Origin of the sequence: Hymenobacter sp. ISL-91 (assembly GCF_018613725.1) — a bacterium.
Lineage (GTDB): Bacteria > Bacteroidota > Bacteroidia > Cytophagales > Hymenobacteraceae > Hymenobacter.
The window spans coordinates 24,235-38,637 of sequence record NZ_JAGGPS010000020.1; the positions used below are offsets into that span (position 1 = coordinate 24,235).

The 14,403-nt window shown below is 62.6% G+C and carries 12 protein-coding genes; all 12 read right to left on the minus strand.

Annotation, left to right across the window (positions count from 1 at the left end; all coding sequences use genetic code 11):
- Positions 1–25: 25 nt before the first annotated feature.
- Entirely contained in the window at positions 26–433 is a 408-nt protein-coding gene (locus J7E24_RS09260; protein WP_215137420.1) for an HYC_CC_PP family protein, read from the minus strand.
- A 212-nt stretch (positions 434–645) separates the two neighbouring features.
- Positions 646–981 (minus strand): DUF4158 domain-containing protein, encoded by a 336-nt coding sequence (locus J7E24_RS09265; protein ID WP_019949156.1) that lies wholly within the window; start codon positions 979–981, stop codon positions 646–648.
- Between the two features lie 71 nt (positions 982–1,052).
- Positions 1,053–1,319 (minus strand): hypothetical protein, encoded by a 267-nt coding sequence (locus J7E24_RS09270; protein ID WP_019949155.1) that lies wholly within the window; start codon positions 1,317–1,319, stop codon positions 1,053–1,055.
- 107 nt (positions 1,320–1,426) lie between these two features.
- A complete protein-coding gene (locus J7E24_RS09275; RefSeq protein ID WP_071595219.1) occupies positions 1,427–2,257 on the minus strand; it encodes a ZIP family metal transporter in 831 nt (276 codons plus the stop codon).
- Positions 2,258–2,267: 10 nt separating this feature from the next.
- Complete coding sequence (gene lpdA / locus J7E24_RS09280; RefSeq protein WP_019949153.1) at positions 2,268–3,671, minus strand: dihydrolipoyl dehydrogenase; 1,404 nt, start codon at positions 3,669–3,671, stop codon at positions 2,268–2,270.
- A 35-nt stretch (positions 3,672–3,706) separates the two neighbouring features.
- Positions 3,707–4,603: a cation diffusion facilitator family transporter gene (locus tag J7E24_RS09285; protein ID WP_019949152.1), complete on the minus strand. Its 897-nt coding sequence runs from the start codon at positions 4,601–4,603 to the stop codon at positions 3,707–3,709.
- Positions 4,600–6,729, minus strand: coding sequence for a heavy metal translocating P-type ATPase (locus J7E24_RS09290; protein ID WP_215137425.1), 2,130 nt, complete (start codon positions 6,727–6,729; stop codon positions 4,600–4,602). Before J7E24_RS09290 ends, J7E24_RS09285 begins: the two co-directional genes overlap by 4 nt.
- Positions 6,730–6,787: 58 nt before the next feature.
- Positions 6,788–7,984, minus strand: a complete 1,197-nt coding sequence (locus tag J7E24_RS09295; protein ID WP_083937814.1) for an efflux RND transporter periplasmic adaptor subunit — start codon at positions 7,982–7,984, stop codon at positions 6,788–6,790.
- A 27-nt stretch (positions 7,985–8,011) separates the two neighbouring features.
- Positions 8,012–12,478 (minus strand): CusA/CzcA family heavy metal efflux RND transporter, encoded by a 4,467-nt coding sequence (locus J7E24_RS09300; RefSeq protein ID WP_019949149.1) that lies wholly within the window; start codon positions 12,476–12,478, stop codon positions 8,012–8,014.
- A 182-nt stretch (positions 12,479–12,660) separates the two neighbouring features.
- Entirely contained in the window at positions 12,661–12,987 is a 327-nt protein-coding gene (locus tag J7E24_RS09305; RefSeq protein ID WP_215137426.1) for a DUF6660 family protein, read from the minus strand.
- Positions 12,988–13,192: 205 nt separating this feature from the next.
- A complete protein-coding gene (locus J7E24_RS09310) occupies positions 13,193–13,663 on the minus strand; it encodes a DUF305 domain-containing protein (RefSeq protein WP_019949148.1) in 471 nt (156 codons plus the stop codon).
- Between the two features lie 163 nt (positions 13,664–13,826).
- Positions 13,827–14,348: a hypothetical protein gene (locus J7E24_RS09315; protein ID WP_019949147.1), complete on the minus strand. Its 522-nt coding sequence runs from the start codon at positions 14,346–14,348 to the stop codon at positions 13,827–13,829.
- Between the last annotated feature and the right edge of the window lie 55 nt (positions 14,349–14,403).

Consider the following 14,403-nt stretch of genomic DNA (forward strand, 5'->3'; position numbering starts at 1 on the left):
GGGGGCAGTGGGGAAAGCCAGGAAGCTAAATCAGGAAGGCGTGGCCGCGCACGTAGGCAGGGCAGGCGGGCGGGGGCGGCCCGGAAGTGATGCGCGGGCGCGGGGCCGGCTCGTCGGCCGGGTAAGTAAGGGCCAGGTGGCGCACGAAGCGCACGGCGGGTGGCGTCGGCAGGGCCACGGGGGCCACCAGTTTCAGCTGGGCAGTGGTCAGCTTCACGTCCTTGAGCGGGCTGCTCACTTTCTGGTCGTGGCAGCAGTCCTTCTTCATCCCCTTCACCGGCCTGGCTGATTTAGCGCAGCAGCCGGCGGGCTCCCCAACGCCACTCAGCCGCACATCCGTCACTAGCTCGCCGCACAGGTGCAGGCTGTACACCAGCCCAGGGCTGGAACACAGATACAGCAAAAGCATTAGGAGGCCGGCGAGGCGTTTCAAAAGGGCAGGAAGTGGATGGGTATTATCATAAAGGTACGTAAATACCTCGGTCCCGGGCTTATACAATTCGGCGGCCGGCGTACAGAATTCGCAACAACACCAGAAGCTTTGGCAGCCGCTACAAACGCGCCCACTCGGGTCAAGCTCCAAGTGGGCGCTTTACGCAACACTAGGGGTAGCACAATAGTAGGAACAGAAATTCCCGCTAAGAGTTATGACATCTCTAATAATCTGAGGACTGGTACGGAAAAGCACCCGGCGTAGGTACTGAAAAAAGCGTTCGAAAAACCCTCCCGAAAATAACCCGCCAAAACGCCCTTCTCGGGGCGGAGAAGGCGGGTGGCAAACTCATCCGAGAAACAGTAGTTTTGCGAATGCCCTTTGCACTCCTGCTTGTCCGTTGATGAAGGCCGCCGCCGCCGTCGGGCCACGAACACCAAGTCATCGGGGCTCAGATAAAAGAAGCGGGCCAACTGTTCCGGGCTCGGGTCGGTGTGGAAGCGCCCGTAGCGGGCCGCCTGCTCGTCGCTGAGAAATTCGACCGGCATACTAAAAAGGGGAACAAATTGCCATAAAAAGGCCCGTTTCCAGCCGGAAAAGGGCCTTTCTTCAGTGAAAGCTATTGGACCCCACCCTGCTCGTGAGCGTGCAGGGGCTCGTGGTCGCCGTGCTCGTGCGAGTGTTGCAGGGCGGCTTCCTCGGCGTGCTTCTGGGCGTGCGAGGCGAAGCCGTAGGCGGTGTAGCCGTGGTGAGCGGCCTTCTCGTGGTCCCCTTTTTTCAGGTGCTCCACGGCGGCGCGGTGGTTTTGCACCGCGTGCTCGAAGTAGTGGGCGGCCTTCTGGTGGGCCTCAATGATTTTCTGGTGTTCTTCGTGATGGTCGGCCATCGTCGTAAAGGGAAAAGGTGAAAAATAAATGGTTCGAAAAAAAGCGAAGGGCAGCGTTGAACCAGAGCGCAGCCTTCGTAAGAGCATAAGGAACTGCTAAATAGCTACTAGGCAACCATGCCCAGCAGTAGAAACACGAGAAATCCCACGAAGAACATGGCCGTCAGCCAGGGCGACTCGGGCTCCTCGTGGGCCTCGGTCAGCAGCTCCTCCGTTACCAGGAACAGCAGCGCCGCCAGCCCGAAGGAGAGCACCAGCTCCATAACGTTATCAGAGGCTCCTTTCAGCACGGCAATGCCAACGCCGGCCCCAACCACCAGCAGCGCCGACAACGCTGCCACAATGCCTACGGAACGGGCCTTACCCTGGCCCTGCTGCCGCAGTTCTACGGCCGTGGCCAAGCCTAACGACAGCACTTCGATGGTTAGCGCAACGGCCAGTAACAGCCCTTCTTCGGCTCCAGCCGCAAAGCCAATGCCCAGTAGCAGACCATCGATAAGGATATCGATACCTACCCCAGTAAGTAAGCCCATCGGCAGCGTTGCGGGACTGACCGCTACCGCCTTATCGACTTCATTTTCGGAGGACGGCAGCCCTTCCGAAGGCCGGGTCGGGGTGGGAGCGGCTTCTTCCTGCTTAGCTGCCTTGCGGGTGAAATAGCGCAACGCCAGCATTACCACGACCCCAATGGCGAAGCCCAGGCCTACTTCCAGCGGCCGGTGCCGGGCCACAATATCGGGCAGCAACTCGACGGCGACCACGGAGAAAACTACCCCGGCGGCAAAATGCAGAATGGCGCTACGGATGGCTGCGCCCGGCGTGCGGAGAACAGCAATTACGGCTCCCACGACCATGACGGCGGCGGGCACCAGCGCGTAGAGTAGTACTTGGGACCAGGAAGGCGTAACGGCGGGCGCAGCGGAGAGCAGAAAAGGCATGATGTCGGAATTACATGTTCAGCGCCCCGATGCCAGCGGCATTGAGGCAGGCTTCCTTGAAGGCTTCGGCGTACGTGGGGTGGGCGTGCGACATCAGGCCCACGTCTTCAGCCGCCCCGCGGAAGTGCATGATGCTCACGGCCTCAGCGATAATATCGGCAATACGGGGACCAATCATATGCACCCCTAAAATCTCATCGGTCCCGGCCTGGGTCAGCACCTTTACTAAGCCTTCCGTTTCGCCGCCGGCCACCGCCCGGCCCGAGGCCGAGTACGAGAAGGACCCTACTTTATACGCCAGCCCTTGTTCTTTTAGCTGCTCCTCGGTATAACCCACGCCAGCCACTTCGGGCCAGGTGTACACCACGTTAGGAATGAGTAAATAATTGATTTCGGGAAACTTGCCGGCAATCAGCTCGGCCACGTACACGCCCTCATCAGAAGCCTTATGGGCCAGCATGGCCCCGCGCACCACGTCGCCGATGGCCCAGATGCCGGGCACGGTGGTCTGCAAATCCTCATTAACCTGCACCCGGCCCTTCTCATCCACGGCTACGCCCGCCGCGGCCAGGTTCAGCCCGTCAGTGTAGGGACGGCGGCCCACCGATACCAAGCAGTAGTCGCCCTCCAGCTGCAGCTCGGCCGATGGCCCGCCCTGGGCCACCAGGCTCACCTTATCGCCCACGCGAGTGACGGCGGTTACTTTGTGGCTCAGGTAAAATTCCAGGCCGGTTTTCTTCAGCGACTTGAGCAGCTCTTTGCCCAGGGCGCGGTCCATTGTGGGGATGATGCCGTCGGTGTATTCCACCACCGACACTTTGCTGCCCAGCCGGGCGTACACCGAGCCCAGCTCCAAGCCGATGACGCCCCCGCCGATGATAATCAGGTGCTTGGGCAGTGTGCGCAGGGTCAGCGCCTCGGTGCTGGTAATGATGCGCTCCTTGTCGAGCGTCACGAAAGGCAAAGTGCTGGGCTTGGAGCCGGTGGCGATGATGATGTTCTTGGCCGTGAGCTGCTGGGTGCTGCCGTCAGCGGCCGTGACGGTAAGCGTGTGAGCATCCACGAAGGCTGCTACGCCGTGGATGACATCGGCCTTGTTTTTCTTCATCAGATGTACCACCCCGTCGCACACCTTTTGCACCACCCGGTCCTTACGGTCCATCAGGCGGGGCAAATCGGCGCGCAGGTTGTCGAGGTCGATGCCGTGCTCGGCAAACTGGTGGGCCGCCTTGTGGTAGTACTCAGTGGATTCGAGCACGGCTTTGCTCGGGATGCAGCCCACGTTGAGGCAGGTGCCGCCCAGCGTGTCGTACTTCTCGATGATGGCCGTTTTCAGGCCCAACTGGCCGCAGCGTACGGCCGCGATGTAGCCGCCGGGGCCAGAGCCGATGATAATAACGTCGTAGGTAGTCATGGGGTAGATTTTAGTTGGGAAAAGGCTTGTAGAATTTATAGGTGGGTTTCGTGCTTCGTGAAGTCGCCGCGCTCCACCTGAATGGTGGCGTGCTGCACGGCGTGCTTGGTGGTGACGTAGGCGTGGGCGCGGGTGAGCACGTCGTCGTGGGTGGCTCCGTCGGCAAGCACCACGTGGCCGCTGAGGGCGTTAACACCGGAGGTGAGCACCCAGGCGTGCAGGTCGTGGACGGCTGCCACGCCCGGCACCTGCAGTAGGCCCTGCCGCAGTTCCTCCAGGTTCACATCGGCCGGGGTCCCTTCCAATAAGATGTTCACAGCCTCCTTGAGCAGCGTCCAGGTGCGGGGTAGAATGAACAGCCCAATGCCGGCCGAGAGCAGCGGGTCGGCGTAATACCAGCCCGTAGTGAGCATGATGATGCCGGCGGCAATGACCCCGATGGAGGTGAGCATATCGCTGAGCACCTCAAAATAGGCGCCCTTCATGTTCAGGCTCTCCTCCTTGCCCTCGCGTAGCAGGTACATGCTATATAGATTAATGACCAGACCAATGCCCGCTATCCATAACATGCCCGTGCTTTCTACCTGAACCGGATTGCGGAAGCGGAAGTAGGCTTCATAAAGAATGTAAATCGAAATCAGAATCAGTACTACCGCGTTGGTCAGAGCGGCCAGAATTTCGAAACGGTAGTAGCCGTAGGTCCGCTGGGGCGTAGCCGGCTTCTCGGCGAAGCGGATGGCCAGCAGCGCCAGCCCCACGCCCGCCACGTCGGTGAGCATGTGGCCAGCGTCGGCCAGCAAAGCCAGGCTGCCGGTCCAGAATCCGCCCACGACCTCGGCCACTAGGTAAGTCAGGGTCAGGAAGAAGACGACGGTGAGCTGCCGCTTGTTGCGGCCGGCGGCGCTACCGCTTAGTCCGTGGTTGCCACTCATGTCGCTTGGTTGTTAGGATGGTTAGGCTTGTCGCTCAGTTCGCTAGCTGGCTTTGCCACCAGTGAGTCAGCGGATGAGCGGAAATTCATCCGCTGAATCCGCACGGCGTTCAGGATGGCAAGCAGGGCCACGCCTACGTCGGCAAACACGGCCTCCCACATGGTGGCCAGCCCCCCCGCGCCCAGCGCCAGCACCACGCCTTTCACGATGAACGCCAGCCAGATATTCTGCCACACCACCGTGTGGGTAGCGCGGGCGATACGGCGGGCGGTGGCAATTTTGCTCGGGTGGTCGGTCTGGATAACCACGTCGGCGGTTTCGATGGTCGCGTCGGAGCCCAGCCCGCCCATCGCAATGCCCACGTCGGCCAGGGCCACCACGGGGGCGTCGTTCACGCCGTCGCCCACAAAGGCCAGCTTGCGGCCGGCATCCAGGTACTGCTGCACGTAGCGGGCCTTATCTTCGGGCAGCAGGCCGCCGTGGGCTTCGGTAATGCCCAGCTCAGCGGCTACGCGCTGCACGATGCTGTCCTTGTCGCCCGAGAGCATGACCAGCTTGGTGATACCGTCGGCCCGCAACTCGCGCACGGCCTGGGCGGCGTCGGCTTTAGGGGCATCGGCCACGGTGAGGTAGCCGGCGTATTTTCCATCCACGGCTACCACCACGATGCTGTCCACGACTTCATCCACTTCCGGCGGATACGTCACGTCGAACTTGCGCAGCAGCTTGGTGTTGCCGGCCAGCACGTCGCGCCCATCCACCCGACCGCGCAGGCCGTGGCCGGCAATTTCCGATACACTTTCCACCGGTACGCCGTGCACCGCTTCGGCCGCGTATTTTACCACGGCTTTGGCAATGGGGTGGGTCGATTTGGTTTCCAGCGCCCCTACCAGCCGCAGCAAGTCGGGCGCATCGGTGCCGGCGGCGGGCTGCACCTGGCGCACGGCAAACACGCCCTCGGTGAGCGTGCCGGTTTTGTCCATCACCACGGTATCAATGTCGCGCAGCACATCCAAAAAGTTGGAGCCCTTGAACAGGATGCCGTTTTTGGAGGCCGCCCCAATGCCGCCGAAGTAGCCCAGCGGAATACTGATAACCAGCGCACAGGGGCAGGAAATCACCAGGAATACCAGCGCCCGGTACAGCCACTCGCGGAACACGTAATCATCTACGACAAAGAACGGCACCAGCACCAGCAGCACGGCCAGCGCCACCACGATGGGCGTGTAAATGCGGGCAAACTTGGTAATGAACTGCTGGGTTTTGGCCTTGCGCCCCACCGCGTCCTGCACCATAGCCAGAATCTTACTCAGCTTGGTGTCGGCAAAAGCCGCCGTGACAGTGATTTGCACGAGGCTCCCCTCGTTTAGCATGCCGGCCAGCACGGCCTCACCGGGCTGCTTGGTCTGGGGGGCCGACTCGCCGGTGAGGGCGGCCGTATTGAAGCTGGCCGCCACGCCGTTGAGTGTGCCGTCGAGGGCCACTTTCTCGCCGGGGCGCACCTCCATCACGTCGCCCACCTGCACCTGTTTGGGGTCCAGTACCAACGGCCGGCCGTCGCGCACCACTGTCACCTCGGTGGCCTGAATTTCGAGCAGGGCCCGGATGCTACGCTTGGCCCGGTTCACGGCCGCATCCTGAAACAGCTCACCCACGGTATAAAACAGCATCACGGCCACGCCCTCGGGGTACTCGCCAATAGCAAACGCGCCGAGCGTGGCGATGCTCATGAGCAGAAACTCGTTGAACACGTTGCCGCTGGGAATACTGAGCACGGCCGCTTTCAGCACCTTCCAGCCCACCAGTAGGAACGCTACCCCGTACCAGACGAGTCGCACGGCACCTACGAAAAAGGGAACATCAAAGTAATCCAGCGCAATGCCGGCTAGCAGCAGCGCCAGACTGATGCTGGGCACTAGGTAGGGGTGGGCACCGGCCGGGCCGTGGTCGTGCCCGTCATGGTCGTCGTGGTCGGCCGTATTGGTAGGCGCGTGGTCCTGGCCGCGGGGGGCGGTGGCGGCTTCGGGCGTGAGTTGCTCGCGGGTAAGGGCCCCCACGTTTTCGGGGTTTACCTGTTTGGCAGTGTTCAACTCCTCGTTGAGGTTGTCAGAAGATGAATCGGGCATAGTAAGTTGAGTAGGAGAAAGGGAGACAACTGATGATATGAGCCGCTGAAGTGGCGCCTTATTCTTCCTCTTCGGCGTTTTTGAGCTTGGCCAGCAGCGAGTAAGCCCCTTCCACCACCACGCGGGTCGTGGCGGAGTTCAGGCCCTCGGGCATGGTGACCTGGGTATAGCCGTTTTCGCTCACCCCCGCTTCCACCGGGGTCATGCGGTAGGTGCTGCCGTCCGGGCCGGCGGGCTGGCCGGTGGCCAGAAAGATGTAGGAGCGACCTTCGAACTGCACCAGGGCTTTATCGGGCAGGGCGGGTACAGTGGCCGTGTTGGTTTCGATGACGGCCCGCACGTAGGTGCCGGGCAGGCGGCTGGCATCTTCCCGGCGCAGGTGCGCATACACGCGCACGGTGCGGTCCTGGTCCACCGTCCGGCCAATGAGGTAGATGCTGGCCTGGTGGCTTTGCCCGGCCGAGTCGTTGGCGAGGCTGTAGCGCACGGTCTGGCCCTGGCGCAGGAGCGGCACGTCTTTCTCAAACACGTTCAGCACCACGTCGAGGTGGCCGGGGTCCACGATTTCAAACAGCACGTCGGTGGGGGTTACATTTTGTCCGGCACTTACCCGAACGGCTTTCAGGTAGCCCGCGCGCGGGGCCGTAACCGGGGCCGAGGCCGTAAGCTTACCCCCCACGGGCAGTCCGGCCAGGCGTAGGTACGCCACCTGGCCCGCCGCCTGGGCCTGCAGGGCCCGGTACTCGGCGCGGGCCCGCTGGAAGTTTTTCTGCGGAGCCACTTCTTGCCGGTACAGCTCGGCTTGGCGCTCATACTCGGCCCGGGCAAATTCAAGCTGACTCCGGGTTTCCATATAGTTCTGCTGCAGGGTCAGGAATTCGGGGTTGCGGATGGTGGCCAGCACCTGGCCGGCCCGCACGCGCGAGCCCTGTAGCAGGGTGGTTCGCTCCACGATGCCCCCGAGCAGGGCACTGACGGCCACCTGGTTTTCGGGCGGCGCGTCGAGCGTGCCGTTCACTTTCAGCCCGCCGCTCAGCACCTGGTCCTGCACTTGGCCCAGCCGGATACCGCCCGCGCGCTGCTCGGCGGGGGAAAGCGTCACGTCGGTCGGTGCTTTATCCTCGTCCGCCGCGGGCGTGGCCGCCTGGGTGCCCGCCGGAGTTCCGGGTGGCGTAGTGGCGTCAGAGGTGTTTTCGGGCGTATCGTTGCCGCACCCGGCCAGGGCCAGCAGCAGCAGCATTGCTATCTTATGCATGAGAAGAAGTCAAAGAGAAAGAGAAATTTATTGGGCCGGTCCGCCGAGCAGGTAGTCCAATTCGATAACGGTTTGGTTGTGTTCCAGCAGCACCTCCAGATAGGCCGTGCGCAGGCTCAGGGCCCTATCCAGGTTGAGCAGGTACTCGCTGTAGCCGGTTTCGCCGGCTTTGAAAGCGAGCGTGCTAAGCCGGACGATGATGGTGGCCTGCGGCAAGGCCGTTTGCTGGTAGAAGCTCAGGCGCTGCTGCTGCTCGGCGTGCCGGGCAATCAGCTCGTCCTGCCGGCCGGCCAGCTCGGCCAGCTGGCGGCGGTAGGCCACCGTCGCCACCTGCGCCTGGAGCCGGGCGGCCTGCACCCGGCCCTTTTGCGGACCCCGCAAAAGGGGAATGCCCACCGAGCCCTGCACCCCCTGGAACCGCTGGCCGGCCGCGTAGTAGCGTTCGGCCCCGCCAATGCCGCCAATGGTCTGCGGGCCGATGAGCGACTGGTTGAAATAACCCAGCGTAATGTTGGGCAGGCCCTGGGCCTGCTCGGCGCGGATGGCCGCCTGCCGCTGGGCAATTAGCTGGCGCAGCACCTGCGCCTCCGGGTTTTGCGCCAGGCGAGTGGTGTCACCCAAGGCCGGTAGCACCACCGGTTCAAGGGGGCGCAGCAGGCTGTCGGCCACGGCTACGGCCTGGGCTTGCTGGAGCAGGGCCTGCAACTGGCGCTGGGCCACTTGGTAGCCCGTCCGCGCCTGCCGAATCAGCGCCTGGGTTTCGCCCTGCCGCACCAGGGCCGTGGCCGGTTCGAGCCGGGCCGTTTCGCCGGTTTTAAACCGGAGCTGGGCGTAGCGCAAAAACTCCGTGTAGAGGCTGTCCTGGCCCTGAAGGATGCGCAGGCGGTGGCGGGCATACACGGCCTGCTCGTAGTTGAGGCGCACCTGCCGGCGCAATTCCGCCTGCGCTTGGGCCAGCTGGAGCTGCTGGCCGCCGGTCTGGGCATCGAGCAGCTGGGCCTGGCGGCGGTACACGCCCGGCAGCGCGAAGGTCTGACTAAGGTTAAACTGGTTGTCCTTGCGGTAGGTATTATACTGCCCGTAGGTAACGCCGATGGTCGTGCGCCCCAGGTCGGTAGCCGTGCGCCGTAGGGCCTGCTGGGCTTCCAGCGCCCGCTGGGCTCCTTGCACGGTGCCGTTGGTTTGCAGCGCCTGGGCCACGGCTTGCTGGGCCGTAAACGGCGCGCCGCCCACTGACAGCTGGGCTTGTTGCGCCCGACCGGTAAGCGGGACGGCCAACAGTAGCAGCAACACGACTCCCGCCAGCAGCGGAGCCGCCGGAGCAGTTCCCGACAGCCCTTGGCCGGGCTCATCCGCCGGGGTAGCCGGGGTGGCGGCCCGTCGGCGGCTTTCCACCAGCGCGTACAGCACGGGCAGCACCAGCAGCGTGAGCAGCGTGGCCGTTACCAGCCCGCCAATCACCACCGTCGCCAGCGGACGCTGCACTTCGGCCCCGGCCGAGGTGGCCAGCGCCATCGGCAAAAAGCCCAGCGAGGCCACGGCGGCCGTCATCAGCACCGGGCGCAGACGGGTAGCAGTGCCTTGCATAATGCGCTCGGTGAGGTCGGCCACGCCTTCCTGCTTCAACTGGTTGAAGTAGCCAATCAAGACTACTCCATTGAGCACCGCGACGCCGAACAGGGCAATAAAGCCCACCCCGGCCGAGATGCTGAAAGGCATGTCGCGCAGCCACAGCGAGAGCACCCCGCCAATGGCCGACAACGGAATAGCCGTGAAAATGATGGTGGCCTGGAGCACGGAGCGGAAGGTGAAATACAGCAAAGCAAAAATCAGCAGCAAAGCCACCGGCACGGCAATGCCCAGCCGTTGCGAGGCCTGGCGCAGGTTCTCAAACTGCCCGCCGTAGGCCACGTAGTAGCCGGGGGCCAGCTTCAGCTGCTGGTCAACCTTGGCCTGCAACTCTTCTACCACGCTTTCCACGTCGCGGCCCCGCACGTTAAAGGCCACGGTAATGCGGCGCTTGGCGTCGTCGCGCTGAATCTGGTTGGGCCCTTCGCGCAGGGCCACGTCGGCCACCTGCTCCAGCGGAATCTGCTCGCCCCTTGGGGTGGCCACGAACAGCTGACGGACGCTGTTGATGTCCTGGCGCAGGTCGGGGGGCAGGCGCAGCACCAGGTCGAAGCGGCGCTCCTGCTCGAAGACCTGCCCGGCCACCTGCCCGGCAAAAGCCGTCTGCACCGTGCGGTTCACGTCCTCCACGTTCAGGCCGAACTGGGCCAGCTTGCCGCGGTCGAACTGCACCACAATCTGGGGCAGGCCCGTTACCTGCTCCACGTACACGTCCTCGGCCCCCGGCACCTGCCGCACGAGCGCGGCCGTGCGGGCGGCGTAGTCGCCGAGCTGGGTGAGGTCCTCGCCGTAAATCTTCAGCACCACATCCTGCTTAGCCCCGGAAATCAGCTCGTTGAAGCGCATCTGGATAGGTTGTTGAAAGCCAAAGGTTACGCCCGGAATCACGCTCAGGGCCTGGGCCATCTTTTCGGCCAGCTCCGGTTGGGTTTTGGCCGAAGTCCACTCCTGGCGGTCCTTCAGCGTCACGATGACGTCGGCCGCTTCCACCGGCATGGGGTCGGTGGGAATCTCGGCGGCCCCAATCTTGGCCACCACTTCCTTCACCTCCGGAAACTGCTCCTTCAAAATACCCCCGACCTGAGTGGCCTTTTCAATGGTATAGCTCAGCGACGAGCCCGTGAGCACCCGCATTTCGATGGCGAAGTCGCCCTCTGACAACTGGGGAATAAACTCGCCGCCCAGCGTGCGAAACAATAGAATAGTGCCAACCAGCAGGGCTCCGGCCGTGCTCAGGACCACCGTTTTGCTCCGCAGGGCCCAGCTGATTACGGGCTGGTAGCGGGCCTCCAGCCAGCGCATCATTTTGTCGGAGAAGTTCGGCTTGTGTTGCGTATTGCGACTCAGGGCCAGCGCCGACATCATGGGCACGTAGGTCAGGCTCAGAATAAAAGCGCCCAGGATGGCGAACATGACGGTCTCGGCCATTGGCCGGAACATCTTGCCCTCAATGCCCCCCAGCGCCAGCAGCGGCAGGTACACAATGAGGATGATGATTTCGCCAAAGGCGGCCGAATTCCGGATTTTGCTGGCTGCCTGGTAGGTTTCGGCGTTCATCTGGCCGGCGCTCAGGCGGTTGCCGGGCACCCGGAGCCCGCCGCCGTGCAGCCGGTGCACGATGGCCTCCACGATAATGACGGCCCCGTCCACAATCAGCCCGAAGTCAATGGCGCCCAGGCTCATCAGGTTGCCCGATACGCCAAACAGTCGCATCATGGCAATGGCAAACAGCATGGCCAGCGGAATCACCGAGGCCACCACCAGGCCCGCCCGCCAGTTACCTAGAAACAGGATGAGCACGAAAATTACAATTAACGCCCCCTCAATCAGGTTTTTAGTGACGGTACTCATGGCCCGGCCCACCAAATCGGAGCGGTCCAGGTACACGTCCACGGTTACGCCCTCGGGCAGGCTTTTGCGCACGGTTTCCATGCGCTGTTTCACGGCCTTGATAACCTCGTTGGCATTGGCGCCCGTGAGCATGAGCACGATACCACCCGTCACCTCGCCCTCGCCGTTGCGGGTCATGGCCCCGTAGCGCACGGCCGAACCCAGGCGGATGCTGGCCACGTCGCGCACCAGGATGGGCAGCCCGGCCGCCGTGTTCTTCACCACGATATTGCCGATGTCCTCCGGGCTAGTCACCAGCCCCTCGGTGCGAATAAAGTAGGCCGTGGGGTTGCGGTCGAGGTAGGCCCCGCCCGTGTTCTGGTTGTTGCGCGAAACGGCCTGATACACCTCCTCAATGGTGATGTTCAACGAGCGCAGCCGTTCCGGGGTAAGTGATACTTCGTACTGCTTGAGCAGCCCCCCGAAGGAGCTCACGTCGGCCACGCCGGGCGTACCCAGCAGCTGCCGGCGCACAATCCAGTCCTGAATCGTGCGCAGCTGGCGGGCATCGTACTGGCTCTCGTAGCCGGGCTTGGCCCGCACCAGGTACTGGTAGACTTCGCCCAGCCCGGTCGAAACCGGGGCCATTTCGGGCCGGCCCACGCCGGCCGGAATCTGGCTCTCGGCCTCGCGTAGGCGCTCCGAAATCTGCTGGCGGGCCCAGTAGATATCAATACCATCCTCGAAGATGATAGTAACGACCGAGAGTCCGAAGCGGGAAAACGAGCGCACTTCCAGCTCGCCTGGAATCGTAGCCACGCTCTGCTCGATGGGAAAAGAAACCAGCCGCTCGATGTCGCCGGCCGCCAGCGAAGGGGCCACCGTGTACACGACAATCTGGTTGTTGGTGATATCGGGCACCGCGTCGATGGGCAGACGGTAGAGCGAGTAGCTGCCCCAGGCCATCAGGGCCAGGGTCAAAATCCCGATAATAAGTTTGTTGTGAATGGAAAAATGAATCAGCCGGTCGAACATCCGTTGCTGGGGGGTTAGGTCTAACGCTTTCAGTGAAACCCTGCGGCGCGGCGGCCCCGGCCCAACGGGCGGGAGCGGCGGCGACATGACCCGACCCAGCACGAATACGCGCTAAGCCTGACCAGCCGGACAGCATAAAGCGTCCGGCGGCCCAGTGGGGTCAGCAGGAAAAAAAGAAAGGGTTAAACCCAGGGTGGCTGCCACACGCCGCCCGGCATCCGGGTCGGCGCTTGTTTCACCAGCCGGGCCCGATGCGGGCCTACGTTCCAGGCCGGGGCCGGGGCGGCGGTCCACAACGGGGCGGGGGCAGCCGGGGCTACAACGCCAGCGCAGCAGTGACACTGGCATAATGGGGAGCACCAGTCGGCGCGGCTGGCCCCGTCCAGGTCGGAATGCGCCGCTACGGTTGTCTGCCCCACCTGTTCCACGCACCCCACAGCCTCGTCCATGCACGGCAGGCAGGACAGGCAGGTGATATAAAATGAGAACAGCAACGTGAGCAGGCGCATTGGGATAAAGGTACGCAACTCTAGTGGGTTCTGTTGAGCCTAAGGCGAGCCGGAAGCCCGTCCAGGGCATCAGGGTCCGCATACCTCAAAGCAATTCCATGCTTACCGGGAATTTCTGTTCCTACTATTGTGCTACCCCCACTACAGAAAATAGCAGCGTACCGCCCTGTTGTCCAACGTTCCCTGACTGGCACAGGCGGGCCAGCTATCGGGCCGCCCGCTCGCGCTCCAACCGGCCGATCATCTCCTTCATCTGCTTGATTTCGCGCTCCTGGGCCTCGATAATCTCATCGGCCAGCTTCCGTACCTCCGGGTCCCGGATATCGGCCCGCTTGCTGACCATGATGGCAATGGAGTGATGCGGAATCATGGCCTTCATCCACAGCGTGTCGCCCACGAAGGTCTGGGAGCGCACCATAAACGTGACGATAACGAACGCCACCAGGCTGCCGCCCATAATCAGGGCATTGCGCTGCTTGTTGGGGTACATTTTCCACATGAAGCCCATCATAACCAGGGTCATCGGCACCAGCATCAGCAGGGCCATGTACAGGCGGGTGAGGCTGAAATACACGTGGTCCCACTCGTACACGTTCAGGTACATCACCACATACATGGCTACCAGCGAGGCGCCCAGCATCAGAAAAAAGCGGGAATAGGGGGTTTTGTGCTCCATATAGAGGGCGGGATTAGGAAGAAAAAAAGAAGTGAGTGCTTAACCGCCAGCTGTTGGAGTTACTGCTCGAAAACAGGCGGTTGTGCTGAATGTATGAATGCACCGACGGTTTGCCTCGGAGCAGGTATTGCTCCGCCCGGAGGCGAAGCAGTGAAGGGCCGTGCTAAGCCGGCTTCGCCTGATGTTGCTGCCGACGCAGGGGCACATCGAGCAGCATGGGCAAACCCTGGATTACGGCCAGGATGATATACTGGTAGCCTTCGAGCAGCTCGTGGTTGAAGAACAGGGCCACGGCCCCCACCAAATTGAGCAGGGCGGCCAGGCCGTAGAGCTGTTTGCGGCGGGTGCCCTCTGCAGCCGTGGCAGTGTAGGCGAAGCCCAGGGCCCCGAACAGAAACCAGAGCGTATGGAAGCTGAAAGGCATAATGGATTTGGCCTCGGCCGCGTGCGCCCAGTAGTTCTCGGCCGTGGCCAGCACCGTGGCCCCGGCCCACACCCACACCAAGGCATTGCGCTTGTCGAGCAGTAGCGTCATGCCTACCGGAATCAGCATAGCCAGTATCCAGGTCCAGAGTACGGCACTGTGACCTTCTTCCATCGTGCGGCCGATGTACTCGGTTATCAGGTAGGACACCGTAACAGTGAGGCCCCACCACAGCAGCAAAGTTTGACGGGTAATAGTCATGTGAGCAAACAAACAATGAAAGACGCTAATTATGAGTCATTTATCAAGCAGGCGG

Bases quoted from the DNA above. Each gene is read 5' to 3' on its own strand.
- J7E24_RS09315 (WP_019949147.1), bottom strand. From the start codon at position 14,348: ATGACTATTACCCGTCAAACTTTGCTGCTGTGGTGGGGCCTCACTGTT.
- J7E24_RS09275 (WP_071595219.1), bottom strand. From the start codon at position 2,257: ATGCCTTTTCTGCTCTCCGCTGCGCCCGCCGTTACGCCTTCCTGGTCC.
- J7E24_RS09265 (WP_019949156.1), bottom strand. From the start codon at position 981: ATGCCGGTCGAATTTCTCAGCGACGAGCAGGCGGCCCGCTACGGGCGC.
- J7E24_RS09290 (WP_215137425.1), bottom strand. From the start codon at position 6,729: ATGCCCGATTCATCTTCTGACAACCTCAACGAGGAGTTGAACACTGCC.
- J7E24_RS09295 (WP_083937814.1), bottom strand. From the start codon at position 7,984: ATGCATAAGATAGCAATGCTGCTGCTGCTGGCCCTGGCCGGGTGCGGC.
- J7E24_RS09270 (WP_019949155.1), bottom strand. From the start codon at position 1,319: ATGGCCGACCATCACGAAGAACACCAGAAAATCATTGAGGCCCACCAG.
- J7E24_RS09285 (WP_019949152.1), bottom strand. From the start codon at position 4,603: ATGAGTGGCAACCACGGACTAAGCGGTAGCGCCGCCGGCCGCAACAAG.
- J7E24_RS09310 (WP_019949148.1), bottom strand. From the start codon at position 13,663: ATGGAGCACAAAACCCCCTATTCCCGCTTTTTTCTGATGCTGGGCGCC.
- J7E24_RS09305 (WP_215137426.1), bottom strand. From the start codon at position 12,987: ATGCGCCTGCTCACGTTGCTGTTCTCATTTTATATCACCTGCCTGTCC.
- lpdA (WP_019949153.1), bottom strand. From the start codon at position 3,671: ATGACTACCTACGACGTTATTATCATCGGCTCTGGCCCCGGCGGCTAC.
- J7E24_RS09300 (WP_019949149.1), bottom strand. From the start codon at position 12,478: ATGTTCGACCGGCTGATTCATTTTTCCATTCACAACAAACTTATTATC.